Source organism: Bradyrhizobium sp. 2TAF36, from assembly GCF_052114925.1.
Lineage (GTDB): Bacteria > Pseudomonadota > Alphaproteobacteria > Rhizobiales > Xanthobacteraceae > Bradyrhizobium > Bradyrhizobium barranii.
On sequence record NZ_JBFRFR010000203.1, the window covers coordinates 1 to 3,493 of the forward strand.

The 3,493-nt window shown below is 59.5% G+C and carries 1 protein-coding gene and 3 pseudogenes; 2 read left to right on the top strand and 2 right to left on the bottom strand.

Annotation, left to right across the window (positions count from 1 at the left end; translation table 11 throughout):
- Positions 1–126: 126 nt before the first annotated feature.
- Positions 127–881: pseudogene (locus AB4Z51_RS44595) on the bottom strand (outer membrane protein).
- A 674-nt stretch (positions 882–1,555) separates the two neighbouring features.
- Between AB4Z51_RS44595 and AB4Z51_RS44600 the strand changes: the two are divergent.
- The gene (locus tag AB4Z51_RS44600) at positions 1,556–1,819 is read left to right on the top strand and encodes a hypothetical protein (RefSeq protein WP_085398219.1); all 264 of its coding nucleotides are present in this window, start codon (positions 1,556–1,558) and stop codon (positions 1,817–1,819) included.
- A 740-nt stretch (positions 1,820–2,559) separates the two neighbouring features.
- Here the strand turns inward: AB4Z51_RS44600 and AB4Z51_RS44605 are convergent.
- A pseudogene (locus AB4Z51_RS44605) lies at positions 2,560–2,746 on the bottom strand (hypothetical protein); the annotation flags it as partial.
- A gap of 263 nt (positions 2,747–3,009) precedes the next feature.
- Here AB4Z51_RS44605 and AB4Z51_RS44610 point away from each other — a divergent pair.
- Positions 3,010–3,222, top strand: a pseudogene (locus AB4Z51_RS44610) (SOS response-associated peptidase); the annotation flags it as partial.
- Positions 3,223–3,493: the final 271 nt, after the last annotated feature.

Sequence of the window (3,493 nt, forward strand, 5' to 3'; positions counted from 1 at the left end):
CCGGCAGCAACTCGCCGGCTTCGATCGTCAGAATTGACAGCCGGGTCGAAGCGAAGACCCTTTGCCGTTCCTAATTGAGCGGCCCCGGTGCCATGCCGGGACCTCTAATCTGCGCGGAAGTACGGTTCAATAGCGAGCGGTGACCGGTGCCGAATAACCGCCGAAACGATAGTTCAACCGAAGTGTGACCATGTCCACATCCTGACTGACCCCGTTGCCGAGAAGGGTGATGCCCCCTGGCGTGACCACGCCCGCGAAGGACGTGTTGTCACGCCCCATCCAGAGATGGTCGTATTCGATGCCGAACGACCAATTCGGCGAGAAACCGTATTCCCAGCCGACACCGAGGGCACCGCCCCAGCGCGTGTGACCTGCGGAGTCAGGCCGACTCCGGTGAGGTTGTTGAAGACATCAAAGCGATTGCGCGTCACCGCAGCGCCACCCTTCACATAGAACAGCGACGCTTTCCATGCCCATCCGAATTGAGCCGTGAACAGCCCAATGCCATCAATCTTGCCTGTGGTTGAGATCAATGGATCGATCAAGCTGACGCGTGTGTTCTTGATCTCGGCCCAGTCGCCCTGCGCCTCCAAGCCGAGCACAGACTGGTTCGTTTGCCAGCGGTACCCGATCTGCCCGCCAACAAGGCCGCCCGAACGATCAGCGCAACCACCTGCGACTGTCCCGGCGGGCGTCAGGAAATCCACGCAACCATGGCTCTGCCCCCAGCCTCCGTTGGCGCCAATGTAGAATCCGCTCCAGTTGTAGATCGCCACCACCGGTGCCGGCGGCGCCGCCTTGACGGCCATATCGGCGGCCATGGCAGGCGCCGTCATGCTCAGCGCTGCGAGACTGAGCGGAGTCATCGAAAGCCTTTTCATCGTCCATATCCCCATGCTCAGAGCTCTTTCGTTCAGAGAACGCGAGCTCTTATGAAGTGCCCGACGTCCACAAGTCTAAAGCGATGAGACCTAAGCCCGTAATAAAATGGCAACACTTGAGAGCGGTGTATGTGCACGGGAACGTGCTTATTCCGCGTCGGGACCTGGATCTCGCTCAGCGTTCCATTGTTCATCGACAAGCCAAGCTTGGATGCGGGGCGACGGAATGAGTTGCCTGGGGACGTGCGGATTGATCGTGCCCGCAAATACAACGAGACCTTCGTCGAGCTTTGCACGAACGAATGCCTTGGCCTCTGCTTCCGTAGCGAAGGTCCTTGTTTCCCGAGGGCTCCGCTGCTTCGGCAGCGTGCCGCGTTTACGAACCTCGAAGGTGACATACCAAGTAGGCGTCATCGCACGCACCAACTAACTGCCCTAGCCCAGTCGGTCTCTTGTTTTGGTGCGGGTATCATGAAGCTGGTTGATCTGAATCAAGATCGCGGTTGGTGCTGTCAGTAAACTAGGCGACGGGCGGTAGGGAACAAGGAGGATGTTCGACGGAGTTAACGCACAGCCCAGTTCACCCTTGATGTACGTCAATGTCGCTCATGTGTCCGGGCACACGCTATCGTAAGCCGTAGGAATGCGGCTTCTGCTACCCTTAGGAGGACATCATGAAGGCTAAGATGCGACTTTCGATCAAGTCAGTGACGGTTACAGGAATCGCTGCCAGCGCACTTCTGGGRCTTGCAGGGGCCACGCTTGCTCCATCACCGGCCCGCGCGATCGTGTATTGCCAGTACGTCGACTATCCGGTGGGTTGCGTTGCCCGGGCTGGCGTTGCCCTCCGGCCACGGCCCGTTGCGCGCGCTGCAGTCCGTCATAACGTCGGCGGTAATGCCAATGGCGGCGTTAATCGCGTCGGAGTGCGTCGATAGAGGATTTGCCGGCGGGCCCCTAGCCTTGGTGCATAAACCAACATCGTGGCCCGCGGTAGCATTCAACACAACTTTTCGGCCATGGAGCGTCTTCGTTTCGAGGGACTTCTCGGCTTCAGGAGCAGGCCACCAAATTGCTGTCATCTATTTTCCAATGCGTGATGAAGCCGTCTGGTTGAATCGCCGCACGTGGCATCACCTGCATCRATATCGCGATGGACAGCCAATAACCTGATCACCGTCACCCTCCGTTGGTGCCCTTTGAAAGGAAAGGTCAATCCGCGTGCAGAATCAGAAAGAGTTTGATCAGGAGGCAGCCGTTTGGACCGCCTCCTAGTCGTCTCCTTGCTGACTCGGTGTGCCGGGCGTGCGATCAATTCCGCTAGTCTGCAGYAGATCAGGGTGCCATAACGTCGCTGGTATGCTGACGCGCCGAAGTCGATGCCCGCTTCACCGGCTTTCGCGTGTGTTTTACGGGCAGCGGAACGGCAAACCGTTGGTGCCTGCGACCAAAGTCCCCGATGTGCAGGCCATGCCGGTAGGACTTATGTACCAGCCATTGCTGGAGCTGGCCGTGGACGCCGCATAGTAGGCGTTGGCTGCCCGAGCTCCGCCTGTGTAGTAAGGGCCGCCTCCCCATCCCCAGTTGGGCGATGTAGCCGCCACAGCAGCAGCGCCGCCGACGGCGGCCGCGCCGGCGACGCCAGCGCCGACTACCTCGGCTCCATACCGGTACGCAGCCCGTCGGTCTTGCAGGCGAGCAACACCTGCAACGCTCATTGGGGTCAGTGGTCGACCGACCCGTGCTTGGGCACTCTCGACTGACATAGAGACACCGCGTTGTTCAGACCAGCTAAACGAGAACAGTGCCGCGCATGCGACAGTTGAGCCCGCAATTGCAAGTTTTGTTAGATGCATCTTTTTCATGAATTTGCTCCATTACTGGCTTGCCCCATGCTGAAAGAATTCTGCCTCACCGCCGGGTGGGCATTGCGCTAGAAGTAGCGAGCGTCAGCGAGGACATTAAGCTCGCCGTTCAGAGACAGGGTTACTACATGCGCAAGCTAACGGACTTTAAGAAGCGGTAGTCCGCAAAGCGCACGTGAAACCTCTACAGCATCACAACCAACCAAGCCGCGATCATCGCGCTGTTTCGCGTCGTCAACCGCTATGCCGGCAACCTCGCACCGATGCCGGTCGTGTTTCCGGGTTACCCGGCAACACTGACACCGGCCGCGAGCTGGCCATGATGCGCTGGGGCATGCCGCCGCCACCAAAGTTCGGCGGGCCACCGGTCACCAACATCCGCAATGCCGTCACCGCACTGGCCAGGCTGCCTGAAGCCGGAGAACCGCCGCCTTGTCCCGGCTAACAGCTTCTCCGAGCAACGTCCGCTGCCGGATGACGCGCTGAGGATCGTGGCGCGTGGCGCCGAAGGAGAACTAAGGCCGTCAAGTGAAAGTTGCCGTCGATCGACCTTACCGATCCCCAAGAGCTGCCCGCAAGAGTCTTGAGATCGCTACGCAGTCCAGCTCGGCAAGCGCGCGGCATCGCCGATTAATTTCTTGAAAGCCGAGCATTTCAGGCGCTCTAGGTCCCGTTCTCCGTCCGCCGCACGCGCCAGAAGATGTTCAGCAATTTCAAGCGCCGAAGCCGACTTCCGCTGATGGAAAC